Raw genomic sequence first — 17,777 nt, 5'->3', positions numbered from 1 at the left:
GAAGAGCAATGCTCTCCTGTTGACATCAGCGAAGGTTTTGTTTGCGTCAGTACAGGGTTCCGGGAAGCCTCCCGGCGCATGCCACATTGGGCCAACCAGGGGCACAGCAGAGCTAGGTAACTTACACGCCAAGCTGGCGGTTACTTTGCTCTAGTGGACGAGTATATTGACGGGTTTTAGAGAATGAAAAATATTTAATCCATATTTATCAATAGGTTATAGCTACTTTTCAACTCCCGCCATCTCTACCAAACCGAAAAAGGCCAACCGCAATGTTGGCCTTTTTTATACCTATGCATCGAACTAAAAGCCTTGTATGTCAGGGGCTTACAAGCTTCGCCAGCCTCTAGGGCTTTGCGAGTCGAATACTCTCTTAACGGGCGAATACTCTCAGTGCCTCACCCTTGTAGCCCGAGCCAATGAACTCAGAACCCTTAAAATCAGTGACTTGTAGATGAATGAATCCAAGGAGGGGTGCTTGAAAAGCTTCGTTAGCGAAAACAACAAATTACAGGACTATCGTATTCCTTACTGCAAATCAACGATATAATCAAGGGTATTTATATACTTTAAACGAATATGCCAGAGATCGATACAGTACCCGAGCAGGGCCAAATCGTAAAACTGCGCCACAAAATTTGGGCAGTAACCGCAGTAAACAAAACCAGACCACAACCAAAACAGGCTATACACAAAGTCTCCCTGGAGTGCCTAAGCGATGACGCGCTTGGCGAGAACATCCAGGTCATTTGGGAGCGAGAAATTGCACCCGCCGTTGTTGAGTCGACCTCACTGCCCAGTGTTACAGCCCCCGACGCTCCCGATCTCTTTGATGCCTTTATCCGCTCCCTTCAGTGGGGCGCAAGTTCGCTAGCTGTTGGCGACATGCTACAAGCGCCGTTCCGTGGTGGCGTACAGATGGAGGAGTACCAGCTGGCCCCCGTTATCCGCGCGACCAATATGCCTAGGGTTCGTCTCTTGCTGGCAGACGATGTTGGTTTGGGTAAAACCGTCGAGGCAGGCTTGGTTACCCAAGAACTCATTCATAGCCACAGAGCAAGTCGTGTTCTGATCGTTTGCCCTGCGCACCTGAAAATAAAATGGGTTGATGAGATGGCCGAAAAATTCGGCCTCGAATTCAAGATCATCGACCGCGACTCAGTGCTTAAAATGCGGAAGGAGTACGGACCTAGTATTAATCCTTGGGCCAGCTTCCCCCGACTTGTGACTTCGATTGACTATCTAAAAACTGAACACCCTCGTCGGTTGTTTGATGAGTTTACTCGGAGACGACTCGACGAAAGCCCTAACAACCGGCCTTGGAATTTGCTGATTCTAGACGAGGCCCACAACGCAGCGCCATCAGGCAAAAAGCAGTATGTGCGCGACTCAGAGCGGACTTCGCTGTTGCGTTCGATATCCGAACAGTTCGAACACAAGATGTTTCTCACTGCTACCCCCCATAACGGCTATCGGGAGAGCTTTACAGGCCTGCTGGAAATTCTGGACAACCTTCGTTTTTCGCGTGGGACGGACCTTGATAAGACGCAACTCTCTGCCGTTACCATTCGACGACTAAAGCAAGAAATATCCAACCCCGATGGTTCACCACGCTTTCCAAAACGCGTGATCCTGCCTCGCGATGAAAAATCAGATCCTCAGCTGTATGTCACGCTGCCAGGGGAAGAGCAAAATCTCTTTAATCTACTGAACACTTATACTGAAAGCCGATTGGCCTCGGTCGACAAGCGTTCTGAACGTCCTCTTCAGTTCATCCTAACGCTGCTGAAAAAGCGTGCTTTATCCTCACCACTGGCTCTACGGGAGAGTCTTATCGTTCACACAGAAAATGCTGGCATTAAAGGTGAGCTTGGTATTGGAGAATCGCTGTTTAACAGCTTCGAGCAGAAGGAGTCCGAAGACTGGAGCGATGATGAAGATAAAGAGGACAACCTAGAAGCTGCAACAAGTGCCGCCTCTAAGCTAATCTCTGAGCTGTCAGCTGATGAGAAGGATATGCTGCAGCGTATGTTTGAAATTGTTGATAAGCAGGTATCGCACTTTTCAATTCAGGAAGACAGCAAAGCAGCGGCGCTAATTGAGTGGATCAATAGAAATCTTCGCGATGGCGATCAATGGAATGGTGAGCGTGTCATCATCTTCACAGAATACAAACACACGCTAAATTATCTGGAACGGGTTCTGGAAAAGCATGGACTCCTGGATGCCACCAGAACCATTGTTGGCGGCATGAAAGACTCTGACCGACAAGTGATCAACGATGAATTTCAGTCGCCAAACAGCGAAACCAATATCCGCATCTTGCTCGCTACGGATGCGGCCTCTGAAGGTGCAGACTTCCAAAAGCACTGTCGGAATCTCATTCATTATGAAATCCCTTGGAACCCGATCCGCCTTGAGCAGCGCAACGGCCGGGTAGACCGTCACGGACAAAAAGCAGACGAAGTCCGCATTCATCACTTTGTGTTTAAAAACCAGGAAGACTCCGAGTTCCTGAAGCACATCGTCGATAAAGTCGAAACCATCCGAAATGACTTGGGCAGCGTTGGCGCCCTAATCGCTGATAACGTAAGAAAGAAGGCACTGGGACAAGCCGTTAACCTTGCCTCCATCGATGACGACGCTCGTAGACGGCTTGCACGCGAAGAAATGACACTGGAAACTCGGGAGAATGAAAGCGTCGCACAGATGGTCGAAGCGTTGAACCGAGCTCGCAGTGCGCTCGACATTTCTGAAAGCAATCAGCTTGACCTGCTACGCCAAGCGTTGAGTTTAGAAGGTTGTACTGAAGCAATCACGGACCTGGGTGATGACGAGTTTTCATTAACGCGCGTGCCAACGGCCTGGACCGAATGCAAAACCTACGTCAGTACAGACTACCTGCAAAAACGTCTTTCATTTAATCGCAACAAAGCACGAGAAGACGATGCCGTCGGGATTGTTCACCTCGATCACCCACTCATGCGGCGGGCCATTTCCACCTTCCGCGTACAGATGTGGGGAGCGCAAACAACCAAAAGCCAATTAAATCGAGTGACCATCACGGAATCTTCCGAGATTACTGCACCGGCCATCATCGCCTGGGGGCGCTTGGTACTGCTGGGGCCAGAACATAATCGACTCCACGAAGGATTGGTTCGCTGTCCGCTCACCGTTCAGGGCAATGCTCTTGTTCCACAAGGTGTTGTTCGCCCAAAGGATGCGACGAATTTTGCTGGTAGCACCGAGGGCGTGAAAGCGCTGATTGCACCACTCATTGAAGCCATTACGCAACAGCTTTCGAGCGCCGCCGAAGAAGAGGCCAAAGCACTGATTGCCACGCTGAATGAGCGTGGTGAGGTGGCTCGCAAACATGCTCAGAGCCTGGCCACAGAGCGCATTACGGCAATCCGTAACGCTATAAAAGATTGGCAAAAGCGATCTGCAGATATGCAGATGCAATTTTCATTTGATGAAGAAGAACAAGATCAAAGGGAGCAGGATTTGCTTGCTCTTCAGCGCAGGCTCGAGCAACTTCAACAAGAGCGTGAGACTGAGCCAAAACGCCAGCGAGATTTATACAAAGTGACAGACCAAAGAATGTACCCAGTTGCTCTGGAGGTAATTTTGCCTAAGGGGAGCAACTAATGGCCGCCAATAAACGTGTAGCAAACCGCCAGCATCGCTGGCTATCCAGTGTTGAAATTACCGGTGTCGTGTTAAGCGAACCGGTTTTGGCTGACGCGGGAAACTTCCGCTCGCTCGACAAGGCAGAAATTGCGGCATTCAGAAAGCAGCGGGAAATCTGGAATCTGCCCAAGGGCATGGTGGAAGGAAACGGACAGCCTGCCTGGATTAACTTTATCCTCGAGGATTTTCTCAGCCTAAAAGACAAAGACTACTGGCAAGTGGGTGCCGCAATTCCAGCCGACAGAGTGGTCAACCTACACGAGCAGCAGGAAGTGCTGCGCCCTACGCGCGTATTAATCGATGAAGGCAATGCCGTGATGCTGGTGCTGGAAGTGCCTCGCGAGCAATCACTGGATAAGCCCTGGCTGCAAGACAAAGGTCGCTGGAAAGCATCCCCCACCACTAAGTTTGAACGCCTTTTACGCGAAACGGGTGTTGAACTTGGCTTGCTTACCAATGGTGAAGCTTGGCGCTTGGTTGTGGCGTCACCCTCAGAAACGACCTCATGGATGAGTTGGACAGTTCAAACCTGGAACGATGACCCGATTACACTGGCTGCATTTAAGGATTTATTGGGGGAATCACGTTTCTTCGCAGGCCCGCGTGATCAAGTCATTCTTGAGCTGATTAAACAGAGCCGCCAGCGCCAGCTGGATGTTGCGGACCAGCTGGGTAATCAGGTGCGCGAAGCCTTGCAAATTCTGGTGCACGAGCTGGATAGAACCGATGCCGAACTGGGCGGCCAATATCTGAAGGGTTACAGCGAAGCAGAAGTATTCGATTCCAACGTCGCCTTTATCATGCGCCTACTGTTTACCCTCTATGCCGAAGAGAACGGCTTACTGCCCCACGGTAATGTCACCTACGACCGCTCTTACGGCGTATTGCACTTGCTCACCGAGCTTGAGGAAACCCACCGCCTGGCGCCGGAAAAACTGAAACATTCCTATGCCGCCTATGCGCGTTTGTTAGCAAGCGCCCGGCTGTTACACGATGGCAGCGTAGACCCGGATATCCGCATTGCCGCTCACGGTGGCCAACTGTTTGGCCCGGACCGCTACCCACTGCTGGACGGCAGAGCGAAGGATGGCGAATGGCCAACAGAAATACCCGAGCCGCCCAAGGTCAGAGACGCGGTTATCCGCGATATTCTGCGCAGCCTGAAATATGCCAAAGCCGATGGTGTGCGTCAGTTGGTGAGTTATCGCACACTGGCGGTTGAACAAATTGGCCATATGTATGAAGGCTTGCTGGATCGCCGCGTGGCCAGGGCGCCAACCAACCAAACGCTCCTTATGTTGCAAGGTGGCAGCAAAATCAAAGAACCTGAGCCTATTAACGCTGATGAGTTTTCAGGGCTAGATCAAAAGGCGTTAATCAAGGCCATTAGCAAGCACACCAGCAAAACAGCAGGCACCATCAAGAAGGTATTGGAGCGCAACGAAGAGCGACAATCCCTGGCGAACCTCGGTACCGATGATGCCGAGCTGCTGGAGCAGGCAAAACCGGTTGAACGCTTTCTGCAGCCCTTGGGCATCGTGCGCCCCGACGGCCTATACGTTACCCATGGGCAAGACCGTCGTTCCAGCGGAGCTCACTACACGCCGCCAACACTGACTGAGCCAGTAGTACGCCGCACCTTAGAACATCAGGTGTATGTGAATGAGCCAGGCAAGCCTGGCTTATTGGTTGAGCCAAGGTTAATCAAATCCCCGCAGGAGATTCTGGCCCTTAAGGTGTGCGACCCGGCCATGGGCTCCGGTGCATTCTTGGTACAGGCTACGCGTTATTTAGCCGAGCGTCTGGTGGATGCCTGGGAGCGCATGGCAACAGAGCAGCCTGACACCATTTTAACCATGCCCTTTGCTACGCCGTCACAGGGTGAGGCCAGCGAAAACCTGATGCCAGAGTCCCGCGAGGAGCGAATTGTATTCGCCCGCCGATATGTGGCCGAGCGCTGCATTTATGGTGTGGATATGAACCGACTCGCTGTGGAGATGGCGAAGCTCTCACTGTGGCTGACCACGCTTTCGACCGATCGCCCCTTTACGTTTGTCGACCATGCGCTCAAGCATGGCAACTCGCTGGTGGGATTAACGCCTGAACAGATTCGCAACTTTACCTGGAAGCCGGTCAGCACCGACTTCGGCCCGCTGTTTGTGAACCAGCCAGATCAGGAAGTCGAAGAAGCAGAGAAACATCGCGAAGCCATTCACAACATTGAAGACCACGACTTTGTCAGCAAAGAAAAAGAAAATCGCATTGCCGAAGAAGCTCTTGTCAGCATCCGCATACAGGCGACCTTAGCGATTGCTGCATTTTTTGATGGCGCCAATAACAAGCAGCGTGAAGCCAAATTGATTGAAAATCGGTACTGGCTGGAGCGTTTGGGGAAGGATGATAAAGCGCCGACAGAAATAAATAACATTATTTTCAGGCTAACTACGGGCGACAATCCTATTCAACCTTTCTTTTGGGAAATTGAGTTCCCTGAAGTCTTTCATCGTCCCAACGTTGGGTTTGATTGCGTAATAGGCAACCCTCCATTTCTAGGAGGAAAAAGAATAAGCACTGAGCTTGGCAAAGATTTCGCAACTTGGACGTCAAGTTTTGAGGAGATGAATGGCAACGCTGATTTAGCAGCTCGTTTTTTTAGAAAAGGATTTGATCTGATCAACAAAACTGGATCTCTTGGCTTTATATCAACAAACACCATTTCTCAAGGAGATACACGGCGAGGCGGCCTTCGTTGGATTTGCAAGAACGGAGGTAGAATTTACTACGCGGATAAGAGGGTTAAATGGCCAGGAAAAGCGGCGGTGATTGTAAGCCTAATCTGTATTACAAAGGAGCTTTTCTCCAGGGCATACCTCAACGGTAATCCAGTCGGACAAATCACGGCATTTTTATTTCATGAAGGAAGTTCGGATGATCCACACAAACTAAATTCAAACTCTGAATTGGGATATGTCGGTTGCGATATCAAAGGACAAGGCTTTCTTTTTGATGACAAGGATCCGCTTTCTTCACCGAGACGTCTGGCTGATGAGTTAATTATACAAAATCCAAAGAATAGCGAGTGTATATTCGATTATATGAGCGGAGAGGAAATTAATGACACCGCTGATCATACACCTGCTCGTAAAGTAATTTTCTTTGGGGAGATGACTTTACAAGAGGCCAAAGAATGGCCTGATTTGTTAAAAGTTGTCGAAGAAAAGGTTAGGCCAGAAAGAGAATCAAAAAGTAAAGAATTAGCCGAATGGGATTGGTGGAGATTTTGGCGACCAAGGAAAAAACTTAGAGACAAAATTGCAAATCAAGATCGCATAATTGCGTTATCAAGAGTTAGTCCTTGGGGGGCTATGGCGTTAGTCTCTACAGCACCGATTTATTCGGAAGCCGTTGTCGTTATAACACTAGAAGATCACGCTTCATTTGCTGTGCTTCAATCAAACATACACAATCTGTGGAGCAGATTCTTTAGCTCATCGATGAAAGATGACCTAAGGTATAGCGTTGAGGATTGCCTTGAGACCTTCCCCTTCCCAGCAAGCTGGAAACAAAATTCAGCCCTATTAAAAATTGGATCAGAACTTGAGGAGCGACGAAAACAATACATGGTGAGCAATTCGATTGGCCTTACGGAATTCTACAATCGAATTCACTCACCTGAGAACACTTCAAAGGAAATACTAAGCCTCAGAAATCTAGTTCGCGAAGTTGATAGATGCGTTTTCGACGCGTATGGCTGGAATGATATTCAACCAGAATTTGATTTTTTTGAGGAATATGAGGTGCCAGAGGGGAAAAAGAAGCCTTGGCGATATCGCTGGCCAGACGAAACTCGTGAGCAAGTTCTTTCCCGTCTACTTTCACTCAACAAAGAAAGATATCAGCTAGAACAAAGCTAAGCATCGTAAGGCACAAGCACTTCCTTGTGCCGCAACAATTCAAATTGCTCGGCAATCCGCTCACTGGGTTGCCCCTGCGCCCGAACCCCCATTTCCATATTTCGATCCAGCGCATACATGGTGAGGTTGGCTGAGGTCACCAAGGCATCGTGCCGGTCGGCGACCAGCACCTTGGCGTGTAGCTTAAGGTACTTATCGTCTGCAGGGATTTTCCAGGTGAGCAGTTTGGGCAGGGAACCCCCTTTAGGCCACAAGGCAATTAAGGTATCGCGATTATTTTTGCCGTAGCCTTTTTCGCCTTCGTCCAGCACCATGGTGACCTTTACACCACGCGCAACGGCATGGGCCATCAACTCGATGATGTCGTTAATAATGCCCTCGTAATCTTCCTTGCCGGCCAACCAATAGCCCACCACCAAAAGTTCTGACCGAGCGGCAGAGATAATATCCTGCACCACCTGGCGGGTAGCACGCAGGTAAGAGCCTTCCACTTTTGGGCCAGTCCAGACCACTTCGGTCTGCGTGGCTTCGCCTTCGGTTAACAGCACCGCCTCTTTCAGTGCTGCCAGCTGCAGAGCAAAGGCAGAGTTTGTGAGTGCAGAAAAATCACTGGCCCAAATGGCGATCACATTTGAAAGAGCACTTTGTACCGCACCGCGTCCGGCGGCAAGTTTGGCAACCGTGGCGGAACCTGACTGTGCGCTTAGCACACCGCTCTCTACCCCAGAGAGTACCTCAGCAAAAGCACCGGCATTCATCAACTGGCGTACAGCCTGTGCCAGAACATAGGCAGATTTATCCCTGTTAGCAGACATGGCTACTTCTCGTTACTTGAAGTAAGCCATATCGCTGTATGCCATGGTAGGCACCAGAAAATTGCGATCCAAAAAGCGGTTAAACGCTTCGCAGGAAGTCTCCGGTGCCAGCACACAGGCGTGGCAAGCAGCACCGTTAATAGTGGCATGCACATCGGGTTGGTGGTCGGCACACAATGGGTCGGACGAGCAGCGTTTGGCGTTTTCCAAGGCATTGTGTATCAGATTCGGGAAACGCTCTTTGGTGCCAAGATCTACCAGACCACCCAAGCTGCCTTCGGAATCCGCGCTGGCTGTGTACAACAAAATGCCCGCCATTTTGCGCTCGGAATCGGTACTGCTGTAGATGCGTTCGCGCACGGATGATTCGGAATAACCGCAATCCAAGGCCAACTGGCGCATCAGCACATGGGCCAGACTGTGCAGCAACACATAACGCGCACCGGGGAAGTCATCCGCATCCACACCGCGCTCAGCGGCCCATTCTTTGTATTTTTGCTCGATGGCGGCGGCGCGCCTTTGTACGGCGGGTTCTGCTTCCCATGCGATCAAGGCCTCTTCTTTTAGCTCCAGGAAGATACCTTCACCGCGCACCTCGACGGCTGGCAACCAATCCTGCCGCTCTTTATAGATGGGCGCACGCGAGGCGCCCATACCGTCATCATCCATGCCAGACGCGTAATCGATGCGGGTAAAGCTGGTAAGTGCGCGTACTTCCAGAAGTTTGCGCGCTAACACGATGCGCTCAACTTTATCGGCAAGGAAGTCAGGGACTTCGCCGACCTCAAGAAAGAAATCGGACTGATCTCCTTGGTTGCTACCTTCAATATCGCGGAAGGCGTTCCACTCCGGCAGGCGCAGGTCAATCTCATCGGTTTCTATTTCGCCACGCTCTTTTAACAGGGTCTGCCAAATATCTTCGGCTTTAAACTCTGCCAGCGCAGGGAACATTTCCATATCCAACAGTGTTTGTAGTTTTTCCTGAGAGTCGATCTTTTCCACCTGATGCTGGGGGCATTTCTTCAGCGCTTGGCCTATCAGGCTGGCCGCCTCTTTAATCGATAAAGCGCTGCGCACCAAGGGGAACCAGCCGTTTGTAGCACCGCGTTGAATCGCCCGTAGCCGACCCGCGTGTTTACACTCGTGTGGATCTTCATTTTTTATCCCCAGCCAAGGGCGCTTACGGGTACACTCACCCAAAGCAAGGCTGCGGTTTTCTCCAAAGGCATCACTTACGCTGCGTTTGGCATCGCAAGCACAGTAGATCCAAATATCGGACACTGATCCCGTGGTGCCGGAATAGACCAGCCGCATACGCTTTTTGCAGTTGGTATCGGCATCGCGGTGCACATAGGCACGCCAGGGGAAGTCATCAATATGTCCGCTCGGGCAAGCCACAACAAAAGGTGCTGGAATAGTGGGTGCACGGAACTTGCCCCGGCCTTTGCAATTTGGTGCCTTGCATTCCATTTCTTGAGTAATCTCGTTGAATCGGCATAGGTGGCTATAGTCGGGGTCACCACCGTATTCTTTCTTCAACTTTTCAGTTCTATCTTCTGATGATGGGTATCCGTATTTTAACCCTCTGTACTCAGATAAAGTTGCACAATCTAGATTGCTGCATACTTGGTAACGAGGGAAAACACTTGCTGGCACGGTTCCTTTCTTGAAACCGAATCCTCCGCTAGCAGGCTCAGCCTGAAAGAAGCGATTTACCCTAAGGGCGCGCTCTAATCGAGGCTCACGAATAACTAACTCTTCCTGAGGATGCCATCCATCGATACCTGAGACGATCACGGATAAAGTTTGTAAATCTACAATCGCACCGGGGCCAAATGTGGTGATAACCTGACTGGGACGAACGTCGCCAATTGCTCTTTTACTCGACATCCGTGTTACTCCTCATCATTCAAGTAAAATGCCGCTGTTGGCTCAACTTCCCGCAGAGATCCGGGGGTAGACCATTGGCCTTCGTTATCAGTACCCGAAGTTTTCAGCAAAACCCGAGCATTGTTTGGTGGGCGCTCGCCGCCTTTCAGCCAGGAGTAGCGCAGCAGATCATCGGCATAATGCGCCCAATCATCACGGCTGGACATCAGGCGATCGTTAACCAGTTTGGCGTTTTTCTTACCCACCAAGTCTGCGGCCCGCACTGTGATGTCAGTGATCATTAGACCCGTAGCAGGCAAGGCAGGATCAAAATTCCGAGCTTGCATTTCTCTCGCCATGTTCTGGCCACCCAGACGCTGCATGGCCGCAAAGACGCCGCGTAAACCGCGATCTAATGCTCGAGACGAAAAAGGCGTAACACTGATGGCTTCCACGTAACGATAAAGCGCTGCATGGTAGCCTCGGAAGTGCTCGTAATGAGAAAGGTCACGTGCACCCAGCCAGTTATACATAGTGATAACCAAACCGGGGTATTTACGACCTACACGACTGGTCGCCTGAATGTATTCAGCGGTACTTTTAGGCTGGCCAGTGACGACCATGAGACCTAAGCGGTCAATGTCTACACCCACTGATATCATATTGGTGGCCAGCAGCACATCGACCGGATATTGCTTGCCCTGCTCGCGCGGGAACTTGTTGTCCAAGCGCTTTAACAAGCCAGGGATACGCCAGGAATCCAGCCGACTAGTCAGCTCATCGGGATCATAAATGTAGCGTTGTGGGAAACCTCGCTGCCGAGATAAGTAACGCAGACGCTTCTTAATGTCGTCTTCCACCAGACGACGAGCCCCCCCCAGTGCGCGAAGACTGTTGAAGTAGCCAACAACTGTTGCATAAGGATCTGCGGCTTCATGGTCATGCGTAATTTCAGCCTCACCCGCTGCCAACAGTGCCGCATAAACACGCACCAACAAGGTTTTGGTACTGGAGCCTGGGGCATTCAATCCGACATAGAGGCGACCGGCTGTTCTGTCATCATCCTCTATAATTTCCTGCTCTTTGGCAAAAAAGGAATCTTTGGAAGACAGGCCACTGGGCGGGAAAATGGCCAAATCACGGTTGTACAGTTGACGAATTTGCTCGCGGGCTCGTCGGATAGTCGCTGTAGACGCAATGATTTTTGCCGGTATCGTTACTCCGGTTTCAACCTCCACCCGAGTTAGAAAATCTACCGCAGTCTCGTATAGGCCGACCATAGTACCCAGTGGGCCAGAGATCAGGTGTAATTCGTCTTGAATAATCAATTCTGGCGGCACCAGTCGGCGTGCTGGCTGATCGTCTTTGACGATGCGCTGATTTAGCTTTTCACCATGCCCGGAAGTTAGATGCCCGTAGGTTGGGCTGTACCTGTCTCGTAAGCCGAAGAGTGATTGAGTCTCACCCTTGAAAGGCATACGGGCAAATTTGTCCACGGTAGCAATGACCAGAGAGGGACGCTCGCGGTAGATTTCGTCATCGACAACAACGACTGGTAAACCATCTCCAATTCCTTTGCCTGTTTCGTCAGACTTTCTCGCACAAAATTCACACTTTGGATTAGGGCATCGAATCAAAGTTCTCAAACGTTCATTATCGAAATCATAGGTTTGGTTCTCTGGCGTCCCTTTGGGAGTTGTCAGTGAGGTACCGCAACGAGGACATGAGACCAGTTGGACTGGGCTTCCAGTATCCTTCTTTGGGCGTTTCCCACTATCTAGTTTTTCCAGTGCGTCTTTCGAGTCTTTAGAGTTATTTGGTGAGGTCGGCTGGCCGACCCATAAGCCAATTTTAAATTTCTCTGTTCCCCACTTTTCAGGGTTTTTCTTGCGTACCAATTCACAGGCGCAGATCAGTGCCGTGGCTCGTTGAAACTGCTGAACTGTAAGAAGGCGCAAGGTATAGCGCATGATGATGGCAACACCAGCACTGGAGTCCAGACCGTTAACATCGCCACGCAAGCGCCGATGGGCCAGTGTAAATGCGGCAAGCCCGAGATAGGCCTCCGTCTTACCACCACCTGTTGGGAACCAAAGTAGGTCAACGAGTTTTCGGTCAGCCGCGACTTTCTCTCCGGCTTTGGGCTTGTTCATCATACTTGCGATGTTGAGCAAGATGAAGCCCATCTGGAACGGACGCCAAGTGCGGTTGGTAGGCTTGTCGAAGTCTGACGGCGTGCCTACGATTTCACCCTTATCACGGTTTCTTCCTGCCCAAATAGCGTAAATCCGCTGATCCCACATAACGTGATTGGAAAACAAAAATGCCTCAAACGCATTTTTTTCATCTCGGATGAGTTCCAGCCCTTCTCGCATTCTTCGGGCGGCATCTTCGCAGGACTCAATAAGCACCTTAGACGTATCAATATTTTCTGGAGTCGAGTTAAAGGGTGCATTCTGCGTTTCCGCTTTTCTATCGGCTACCCATTTCTCATAGGACAACACCATTGGTTCGATAGCTTGGAACAGATCATTGGGCGTTGTGCATTTGCTTAGCTCCAGCATATCCAAGTTAAGACCGGAAATCGCGCCACTTTGGGCTATCAGGCTTGGTACTTCGAAGTTCGGAATGAAATCTGTAAATAATAGGCTGGCGCGGTCACGGGTGACGTTCAGGCCATCCCATCCTGCCGCGACCCCATGCCCAGTAGCGAATTCTTTAGCATCCCGATAGAGCAAATTGGCTGTCGCAATTTCAGGGTCTTTGGATATGTCTTTCTCGAAATCTTTAGCGATGAAGATCGGCCCTTTGTCAGCCCCAAACACCTGAAGTTTTGGTTGCATTAACCATTGTTGATCTTTTGCTTTGTCTGCATCGTCACCTTTAGGTCGGCGGTTTACCAGAAATAAACTGACCGCCTTGGCACCATCAATATGGTGAACAACACCTTCCAGAAATACCTGGTCATCTCCGTCGCCATCTTCTCCTGGTCGTCTAAAGCCATCCGGAGTAATAGTAACTGGCTCGGGCGCATTGGATTTTGATAAGGGAATCGAACTCAGCTTGCCAATTTTATCAACCGGTATGCCCTCTACTAAAACAGACCGTTGATAGCGTTGCCAATAAGTATCACCTCCAGACGTGTCTTTTTCACGGCGATAGTCGCCCCAGGCAGCATTGGCATTGATGGTTTTGGTTTCCTGAGAGACCAGAAAAGACAGCCCCATAGATGAAGGGCTAAAGCCTACGATAAGAGGTGCTTGTGGATCATCTTCCCCATCGTCATCATCACCTCTGCTTGCACCAGGGATAGGGTCCTTCTCATGTTGGGGAATTTCACTATTCAGCGGGGCTAAACGACCAACAATATATCGAGTAGTCGGAAATTCATTTACCGATTCATCAACTGTAGTTGGCCCCATTAACTCACGCTCGAGAACCTCAAGAATTCGTGAGCGCGACTCTCGCTTACTGCTATCAAGCATTGGCTTGTTCCTTCTGTTCACGTTTTTGTGCTCCTGGTCCTTTCCCTGTTCCAGGGTGAGCATCGTGAGCGCCACTTAATGGCAAGTACTTTTTAGGGACTGCTTTTGGTATTTCTGATGAAGGGCAGTCATTTCGTTTTTCAGGAATTAGTTTCAACTTTTTACGCACTCGTTCACCAAAAAACTGACGGCGAATTTCCAAACCAAATAATTCTCCAATTGCAGGAGGGACCGCATTACCAATCTGCATCTGTGCAGCACGTCGGTCACCAGCAAACTGATAGTTATCCGGAAAGGTTTGCAAGCGGGCGAGTTCACGAACAGAAAGCAGTCTTCCTTTCCAGTGGAAAGGCCCTGTTGCTGGGCCAGGCTGAGCCTGAATAGTCCAGCTTGGTTTGTCTTTCGCAAGCTTCAGCAGAAACGACCAAAAACGGGTTCTCCAGCCAAATAAGGGAAGCCCACCCATTTTCTCAGTATGCCAAAGATAATTTTGGCCTTCAGGAATCGTGGGCAAAAGGTCAGCCCATTTGCCCGTGGGTTTAACCTCATCCAGCCAAGTATCAACATCCAAATCGCCAATCGCATCCCACGCAGTTACGTAAGCTTGGCCCTTTTTCTGATGTTTCCCAGGGCAAGAATGGCTTGGTGCAGGCAAGTCGAAGAGCTTACCTTCTCTACTTGCAATAATAAATATACGTTCCCTGAGCTGAGGAACACCGTAATCTGCGCAATTGAGAGCAACAACACAAGGCTTATACTTCGTTCTTTTTATTTTATTTATTCTATTTAACTCACCCACTAAAAACTGTAAACCTTCATCTTTATTGGAGTAAGTGATGCCTTTAACATTTTCAAGCAATATTACTTCTGGTAGAGCCTCACGAACAATATCCAAATAGGCTTTTAGAGTTTTTGCCCGAGGATCAGTCAACCTATCCGTATCACCTGAAAACCAGTATCCTGACTTTGAAAAAGGCTGGCATGGTGGGCCGCCAGCAAGCAGAGTGAGTTCACGAGCTTTTAGACCCGCTTGTTTTAAGAGTTCAGTTGGTGTCAAAAGGTGAATGTCACCAGGGGAGGCCAGGTTCCACTTAGGATGATTTAGCGCAAGAGTTTGCTGTGCCATAGGATCAATTTCAACACAGAGCTTATTGACAAATCCAGAAGCTTTCAGCCCGAGATCTAAGCCCCCTGCGCCACTGAAAAGCGAAATCATGCTCTTTATCGGCTTACGGCTCACTTGCTATTCTCGCTTTTCTGGTATTCAAGAAGCTCGCCTATAGATAAGGATAAATAATTACACAGTATATCTATGGTTTCTAAGTCTACCCGCACGAATGTTTCGTGATACATCCTTGCTAAAGTGCCCCTATTTATTCCTGTTTCTCTGGATACATCTGAAATTTTTAGTTTTTTCTCCCCCATTATCTTAGAAAGATGACACTTAACCATAAACAAACTACCCCAATTAAGCTCTTAATGACCATTTTGATCTCCAGGAGGTTATATTACATGATTATACAGACCCATCAAATACGGTACTGTTACTTTCTTAAAGCTCAACAAACTTCATAGCCCCACATACAGTCATAATTCAAGAGTAACAACGATCAATAGATAACAACTAGAATCATTAACTGAAGCCGCTCTTATAAAATTAAACAATAGTAAAATGCCAGCTTAATATCGCATTCTGACTGATAGTATTTATTCCACTCTGATCCTCTAATAGGGAGAAGAAATAATGCCCAAAAGCTGGATGATCCGCGTTGGGCGCGGTGGTATTTACAGTGAAGACTTCGAGAAAGGCTTTGCCGCAGTGGGTTGGTCGCAGCTGGAAGACCTTAGCCAGTATTCAAGCACCGAGAGTTTGCGAGACGAATACATCAAGATTTACGGCAATGATAAACCCTCGGTCAATGCCAATGCCTTGACCATGATCCTGAAGTTTCGCGATCAGCTCTCTCAAAAAGCCAAAAACTCTCTCGGCTCCACCCTCACCCTCTTCTCCCTAAGCCAGGAAACCATAGAGGCCTTCTTAACCATATTTGAAGGCCGTACGGTAACGCCCCAAGGAGACGAAGCCGCAGAAACTGATAGCGCACAACTCAAAGACGAAACCGTGGCCCAGAGCCATGAGTTAATCAAAGACAAGATCGCCGCACTGCTGCCCGAAGAAATGGACGAATTGGTTGCGGCAATACTGCGCGCAATGGGCTTTAAGGCCAAGGTATCCCCCAAGGGCCCGGATCGCGGTGTGGATGTGATCGCCTCACCGGACGGCCTGGGCCTTACCCAGCCGCGTATTAAAGCCGAAGTAAAACATCGCAATGGCTCCATGGGTGCCCCCGCCATACGCGGCTTTATCGGCGCCCTGCGGGAAGGAGATTCCGGCCTATTCGTCAGCACCGGCGGATTCACCCGCGAAGCCCGCTACGAAGCCGACCGCTCCACCTTCCCCCTCACCCTGGTAGATCTCGATGACTTGGCCGATTTAATCGTCAGCCACTATGAAAGCTTCGATTTGGAAGGCCGGGCACTAATACCTCTGGTACGTGTTTATTGGCCGGTGGACTAAATGAAATCTAATCCATTACTGCAATTCTTAAACCTATGGAAACTGCTAAACCCTTTATCGATCCTTTCATATTTAATAAAATAAAAGAAATGGAAAGTTTATTGTACTTTAGTGCAACTTCACCGCTCAGCACTTTGCCTAAGACATAAATACACATGTACTTCATAGCGGATTAAGTAGTTTTCCTATATCAAGGAAGTCCCAAAAAAGGAGATAGGGGTGGGAAAATCAAAACCTTATGTATTTCAAAATCAATTGAAAACATTGGCATCTATTGAAGATCGAATCAACAATCTCATTGCCCAGCACAGGGACATGAAAGATAAGTCTCAAGATGTAATGTTTAGAACAACGATTGAGCCACATTCTCCTACTGTATATCACACGGAAAGTTTAGGAAAAAAACGCGTAATCTTTGGCGATGAGCAGTCACAAGGTGGGCTAAAGGAAGGGGACTACCTCTTGTCAGAGAGCAACCCTGATTGGGTATTACCAAGTAAAACTCATGGTCTTTCATTTTCCTCAACATTTAATCAAACAAAATTTACTTTAGATCTTTTAGGCAGATTCCAGAAAAAAGGCACAAAGATAAGCGTGGCCTATTGGATTTTAGAGGACAGTACAAGTATACCTAAGGGGCTTGGATTCGAAGTAGACCCAAACAATAGCGAACATTTTTTCCTGGTTGTAACCGAGAAAATGCTCGTATCACAACTTATTGAAAAATTGAACTTAATTTCTCAGAGAATGGCCATAATGAATGATCTAGATCTTGAGGCTTACAAGAAATGATGAAATTTAATGAATACGAAATCACAGCCAAGCAAGTTGCTGTTCATTACTCTAAAAAATTGAAAAATCAATTTGCTGAAAACATAGTGCTCGGCAAGAATGACATTACTTCAGCCGAAGATGCAAAGCGGTTAACCCAGTTTTTTTGGGACATGGCAGACCAAGCAGCTGAAGATTACCAGGCCGACGAAGAGTTAGAGTTTGAAGTAGATCTTGAGAGCTGCATGGAAAGATTAATGAATATTTTCATCGGCTATACCAAAAGAGCAGGCTTTAACCAACAATGGATTGAAGAATCCAATAGGATTAACGGTTCATAGTTCTCATTAAAAGGATCACTATTTTGGGTTCCATTTTCAATGAGCAATTGCCATTCGACAAAATAAACTCATAAAAAATATAGACGCCAAAATAATCTTATTAGATTTTATTAAGTTTTCTTCAGCGTCAAAGCTGCGTAGAATCGATAGATATTTAGCAATATTTTGGGCCGTGATCAAATCGGCTTCAACAAGCCAGCAGCCCAAGATAAAAAGAACACCGAGAATTTTCTAAAAGACCCACTCTCAAAGGAGAACGGTAGCGTGACGTAAGAGACAGTAAAAGGCGCTGACCCAAGGTGCGGCAACACCCG

At 48.8% G+C, this 17,777-nt stretch carries 10 protein-coding genes; 5 read left to right on the top strand and 5 right to left on the bottom strand.

All coding sequences use genetic code 11. The features are described 5' to 3' along the window. Window positions 1–579: 579 nt before the first annotated feature. Entirely contained in the window at window positions 580–3,648 is a 3,069-nt protein-coding gene (gene drmD, locus ACJJIN_RS21410) for a DISARM system SNF2-like helicase DrmD (protein ID WP_444896129.1), read from the top strand. Beyond that, the gene (locus ACJJIN_RS21405; RefSeq protein WP_444896128.1) at window positions 3,648–7,604 is read left to right on the top strand and encodes an Eco57I restriction-modification methylase domain-containing protein; all 3,957 of its coding nucleotides are present in this window, start codon (window positions 3,648–3,650) and stop codon (window positions 7,602–7,604) included. Before drmD ends, ACJJIN_RS21405 begins: the two co-directional genes overlap by 1 nt. On the opposite strand, the gene drmC is transcribed toward ACJJIN_RS21405, so the two are convergent. From drmC to ACJJIN_RS21380, 5 genes are read right to left on the bottom strand one after another with little or no spacing between them, the layout of a single operon-like run. Further along, the gene (gene drmC, locus ACJJIN_RS21400; RefSeq protein ID WP_444896127.1) at window positions 7,601–8,419 is read right to left on the bottom strand and encodes a DISARM system phospholipase D-like protein DrmC; all 819 of its coding nucleotides are present in this window, start codon (window positions 8,417–8,419) and stop codon (window positions 7,601–7,603) included. The genes ACJJIN_RS21405 and drmC overlap by 4 nt on opposite strands. Window positions 8,420–8,431: 12 nt before the next feature. Further along, complete coding sequence (drmB, locus tag ACJJIN_RS21395; RefSeq protein WP_444896126.1) at window positions 8,432–10,309, bottom strand: DrmB family protein; 1,878 nt, start codon at window positions 10,307–10,309, stop codon at window positions 8,432–8,434. 5 nt (window positions 10,310–10,314) lie between these two features. Beyond that, complete coding sequence (gene drmA, locus ACJJIN_RS21390; RefSeq protein WP_444896125.1) at window positions 10,315–13,773, bottom strand: DISARM system helicase DrmA; 3,459 nt, start codon at window positions 13,771–13,773, stop codon at window positions 10,315–10,317. Then, the gene (locus ACJJIN_RS21385) at window positions 13,766–15,013 is read right to left on the bottom strand and encodes a DNA cytosine methyltransferase (protein WP_444896124.1); all 1,248 of its coding nucleotides are present in this window, start codon (window positions 15,011–15,013) and stop codon (window positions 13,766–13,768) included. Before ACJJIN_RS21385 ends, drmA begins: the two co-directional genes overlap by 8 nt. Further along, window positions 15,010–15,225, bottom strand: a complete 216-nt coding sequence (locus ACJJIN_RS21380) for a helix-turn-helix domain-containing protein (RefSeq protein WP_444896123.1) — start codon at window positions 15,223–15,225, stop codon at window positions 15,010–15,012. The genes ACJJIN_RS21385 and ACJJIN_RS21380 overlap by 4 nt, the downstream gene beginning before the upstream one ends. A 292-nt stretch (window positions 15,226–15,517) precedes the next feature. Here ACJJIN_RS21380 and ACJJIN_RS21375 point away from each other — a divergent pair, with 292 nt between their 5' ends. From ACJJIN_RS21375 to ACJJIN_RS21365, 3 genes are all read left to right on the top strand, one after another. Beyond that, complete coding sequence (locus ACJJIN_RS21375; RefSeq protein ID WP_444896122.1) at window positions 15,518–16,351, top strand: restriction endonuclease; 834 nt, start codon at window positions 15,518–15,520, stop codon at window positions 16,349–16,351. A gap of 219 nt (window positions 16,352–16,570) precedes the next feature. Next, window positions 16,571–17,143: a hypothetical protein gene (locus tag ACJJIN_RS21370; RefSeq protein WP_444896121.1), complete on the top strand. Its 573-nt coding sequence runs from the start codon at window positions 16,571–16,573 to the stop codon at window positions 17,141–17,143. Then, a complete protein-coding gene (locus ACJJIN_RS21365; protein WP_444896120.1) occupies window positions 17,140–17,463 on the top strand; it encodes a hypothetical protein in 324 nt (107 codons plus the stop codon). The genes ACJJIN_RS21370 and ACJJIN_RS21365 overlap by 4 nt, the downstream gene beginning before the upstream one ends. Window positions 17,464–17,777: the final 314 nt, after the last annotated feature.

The sequence above is a fragment of the Microbulbifer maximicatervae (SeqCode) genome (assembly GCF_052467505.1).
The sequence above is the reverse complement of the archived record's forward strand: the minus strand, read 5'-3'. Positions and strand labels throughout refer to the sequence as shown.